Consider the following 3,966-nt stretch of genomic DNA (forward strand, 5'->3'; position numbering starts at 1 on the left):
GCGGGAGGAGGGCGGCTGGGAGCGGTTCACGCTGTCGCTCGGTGAGGCGTGGGCGTACGGCGCCGACGTCGACTGGGACGCCTTCTACGACGGCACCCGCCCCCACCGCGTCGACCTCCCCACCTACCCCTTCCGCCGCGACTGGTACTGGCTCACCCCCGACGAGACCGAGCGGACCGCCGGCACCGGCGGTGACCCCGCCGACGGCGAGTTCTGGTCCGCCGTCGAGAGCGGCGACATCACCCGGCTGTCCACCGTCCTGGACATCACCGGCGACGACACCGAGGCCTTCAGCAGCCTGCTGCCCGCCCTCGCCTCCTGGCGCCGCCGCCGCACCCTGCGCACCACCCTCGACTCCTGGCGCCACCGCGTCCACTGGACCCCGCTGACCGGCGCCGCCGGCCCCGTCCCCGCCGGCCGCTGGCCCGCGCTCGTCCCGGCAGGACACGCCGACGACCCCTGGGTCGACGACGTCCTCACCGCCCTCACCGCCCGCGGCCTGCGCATCGAACGCCACGACCTCACCGGCGACGAGGACACCGCCGCCCTCACCGCCCTGCTCACCACCCCCGACGGCGAGGACCCCGCCGGAGTGCTGTCGCTGCTCGCCCTCGACGAGCGGCCGCACCCCGACCACCCCGCCCTCCCGCGCGGCCTCGCCGCCGTCAAGGACCTGACGCACGCCCTCGCCGGCACCGGCACCCGCCTGTGGGCGCTCACCCGCGGCGCCGTCTCCGTCGACAGCCGGGACCCGCTGACCTCGCCCGTCCAGGCCGAGACCTGGGGCTTCGGCCGCGCCGTCGCCTTCGAACTCCCGGACACCTGGGGCGGACTCGTCGACCTGCCGCCCACCCCCGACCCGCGCGCCCTCGACCGCCTGCCCGGCCTCCTCGGCGGCACCGAGGACCAGCTCGCCGTCCGCGCCACCGGCTCCTACGCCCGCCGCCTCACCCGGATGCCGCTGCCCGAACCCGCCGGCGACGCCGACCCCACCGGCACCTGGGCGGCGCACGACACCGTCCTGATCACCGGCGGCACCGGCGCCCTCGGCGCCCACGTCGCACGCTCCCTGGCCGCCGCGGGCACCCGGCACCTGGTCCTCACCAGCCGCCGCGGCCCCGACGCGCCCGGCGTCGCCGACCTCACCGCCGAACTCACCGCCCACGGCGCCCGCGTCACCGTCGCCGACTGCGACGTCGCCGACCGCGACCAGCTCGCCGGCCTCCTCGCGTCCCTCCCCGCCGACCTGCCGCTGACCGGCGTCGTCCACGCCGCGGGCGTCCTCGACGACGGCGTCCTCGACGCCCTCACCCCGGACCGCTTCGACGCCGTCCTGCGCCCCAAGACCCTCGGCACCGCGAACCTGCACGACCTCACCCGCGAGCACGACCTGTCGATGTTCGTGCTGTTCTCCTCCATCGTCGGCGTCCTCGGCAACGCCGGACAGGCCAACTACGCCGCCGCCAATGCCTACCTCGACGCCGTCGCCGAGCAGCGCCGCGCCGCCGGCCTGCCCGTCACCTCCGTCGCCTGGGGCCCCTGGGCCGACGCCGGCATGGCCACCGCCGACGTCCTCACCGACCGGATGCGCCACGACGGACTCACCCCGATGGCGCCCGACACCGCCGTCGCCGCCCTGCGCGCCGCCGTCACCGAGGGCGCCTCGCACGCCACCGTCGTCGACGTCGACTGGCCCTCGTACGCCGGCGTCCTGACCGCCGCCCGGCCCAGCCCCCTCATCGGCGACCTGCCCGAGGTCCGCCGCGCCCTGGAGGCCGCCAAGGCCGCCGCGCCCGACACCCACGCCCTGCGCGACCGGCTGCGCGGCCTCGCCCCCGCAGACCAGGACCGCCTGCTCACCGACCTGGTCCGCGCCGAGGTCGCCACCGCCCTGCGCCACGCCTCACCCGAGGCCGTCGACGTGCACCGCGCCTTCAAGGACCTGGGCTTCGACTCGCTCACCGCCGTCGAGGTGCGCAACCGCATCACCGCCGCCACCGACGTCAAGCTGCCCACGACGCTCCTGTTCGACCACCCCAACACCGCCGCCGTCGTCGAGCACCTCAAGGACCGGCTGCTCGGCGGGGAGCGGCCCGCCGCCGCGCCCGTGGTCGTCGCGGCCGGCGTCACCGACGAGCCGATGGCCGTGGTCGCCATGGCCTGCCGCTTCCCCGGAGGGGTCACCAGCCCCGAGGAACTCTGGGACCTGATGGTCGCCGAGGTCGACGCGGTGTCCACCCCGCCCGCCGACCGCGGCTGGGACCTCGACTCGATGTACGACCCCGACTCCGAACGACAGGGCACCACCTACAGCCGTGAGGGCGGCTTCATCCGGGACGTCGCCGGATTCGACCCGGCGTTCTTCGGGATCTCCCCGCGTGAGGCCCTCGCCATGGACCCGCAGCAGCGCCTGCTCCTGGAGACCTCCTGGGAGGCGTTCGAACGCGCCGGCATCGACCCGGAGACCCTGCGCTCCACCGCCACCGGGGTCTTCGTCGGCACCATCAACACCGACTACCAGATCCGCCTCGGCGGCGCCGCCGCCCAGGAGCAGCTGGCCGGCCACCTCATGACCGGCAACGCCTCCAGCATCGCCTCCGGCCGCCTGTCCTACACGTACGGCTTCGAGGGCCCCGCCGTCACCATGGACACCGGCTGCTCGTCCTCCATGGTCGCCCTGCACCTGGCCCTGCAGTCGCTGCGCACCGGCGAGTGCACCATGGCCCTGGCCGGCGGCGTCACCGTCATGTCCACCCCCGAGCCCTACGTGGAGTTCTCCCGGCAGCGCGGCCTCGCCCCCGACGGCCGCTGCAAGGCGTTCGCCGAGGGCGCCGACGGCATGGGCTTCGCCGAGGGCGTCGGCCTCGTCCTGCTGGAACGGCTCTCCGACGCCCGCCGCAACGGCCACCCCGTCCTCGCCGTGGTGCGCGGTTCCGCCCTCAACCAGGACGGCGCCTCCAACGGCCTCACCGCACCCAACGGCCCCTCCCAGCAGCGCGTCATCCGCCAGGCCCTCGCCAACGCCGGACTGTCCGCCGCCGAGGTCGACGTCGTCGAGGCGCACGGCACCGGCACCCCGCTCGGCGACCCGATCGAGGCCCAGGCCATCCTCGCCACCTACGGCCAGGACCGGCCCGCCGACCGGCCGCTGCTGCTCGGCTCGCTGAAGTCGAACATCGGCCACACCCAGGCCGCCGCCGGTGTCGCCGGCATGATCAAGATGGTGCTCGCGATGCGGCACGGCATGGTGCCCAGGAGCCTGCACATCACCGAACCCACCTCGGTCGTCGACTGGTCCGGCGGCGCCGTCCGCCTGGCCACCGAGCACACGGACTGGCCGGAGACCGGCCGGCCCCGCCGCGCCGGCGTCTCCTCCTTCGGCATCAGCGGCACCAACGGCCACCTCATCCTCGAACAGGCCCCGCAGGACGAGCCCGCCGACGAGCCGACCGGCGAGACCGGCACCGGGCCGGCCCAGGCCCCGGTATGGCTGCCGTGGGTGGTGTCGGCGAAGTCGCGTGAGGCGGTGCGGGAGCAGGCGGCGCGGCTGGCCGCGTCCGTGCGTGACAGTGGCGCGGGGGCGCTGGACGTGGCGTATTCGCTGGTGTCGACGCGTGTCGCGATGGAGCACCGTTCGGTCGTGGTGGGCGGCGGTCTCGACGACCTCCTCACCGGCCTCGACGCCCTCGCCGCCGGTGAACCGTCCGCCCGCGTCGTGGACGGCGTCGCCGAGACCGGACCCGGCGTCGTGTTCGTCTTCCCCGGCCAGGGCTCCCAGTGGGCCGGCATGGCCGTCGAACTCCTCGACACCTCACCCGTGTTCGCCGCCCGCATGGCGGAGTGCGCGGCAGCCCTGTCACCTCACACCGACTGGTCGTTGCTGGATGTGGTGCGGGGTGTGGAGGGTGCTCCGTCGTTGGAGCGGGTGGATGTGGTGCAGCCGGTGTTGTGGGCGGTGATGGTGTC

Annotated in this window: 1 protein-coding gene; it reads left to right on the top strand. The window is 75.3% G+C overall.

What is annotated here, in order from left to right; genetic code table 11:
* The coding region (locus IH50_RS0136605) for a type I polyketide synthase (protein ID WP_030872837.1) at positions 1-3,966 on the top strand (3,966 nt) is incomplete at both ends.

Origin of the sequence: Streptomyces sp. NRRL S-37, from assembly GCF_000721605.1 — a bacterium.
In the GTDB taxonomy this organism is placed as follows: domain Bacteria; phylum Actinomycetota; class Actinomycetes; order Streptomycetales; family Streptomycetaceae; genus Streptomyces.